Raw genomic sequence first — 487 nt, 5'->3', positions numbered from 1 at the left:
CCCCGAGAACGGGCCGAGCCGCAGGGTCGTGGAAAAACTCGGATTCCGCGCGGAAGGGCTGCGTCCGCGCTATCTCCACATCGACGGCGCGTGGCGCGACCACCTCGTGTTCGCGCTCACCGCGGAAGAGGTCCCCGACGGTCTCCTCGCCCGCTGGCGCCGCACCCGCGCGCAGGAGCGGTCCCGTGAGCTGCCCGGACGCGAACAGCGCGACCGCGGAATCCCGTACGGTCCCGGTAATTGAATAAACGTTCGAATTGCGACTCCGGGTGACCGACTCGGAACCGGCAATTACCGGGATCCGGCGACTGTCTGATCGCATCCATCACAAGAAAAGTTCGAAATATCAGCCAGATCGTGCGACACACCGGCCCAATTGGCCTATGGCCCCGTGCAAACCCCTCTACGGTGTGAGGCGTGAGCAGCAGCGGCCTCATCTACGCAGTCATCGTCGGGGCCTGGGCCGCCTACTTGGTGCCGATGTGGC

1 protein-coding gene is annotated in these 487 nt (G+C 65.3%); it reads left to right on the top strand.

All coding sequences use genetic code 11. The annotated features are described in order from the left end of the window. A partial coding sequence (locus LPA54_RS37060) for a GNAT family N-acetyltransferase (protein ID WP_228984865.1) occupies nt 1–244 on the top strand: 244 nt, incomplete at its 5' end. Nucleotides 245–487: the final 243 nt, after the last annotated feature.

Source organism: Streptomyces sp. DH12 (genome assembly GCF_020873895.1).
Lineage (GTDB): Bacteria > Actinomycetota > Actinomycetes > Streptomycetales > Streptomycetaceae > Streptomyces.
Note: the sequence above shows the minus strand (reverse complement) of the source record. Positions and strands in the feature narration are given on the sequence as shown.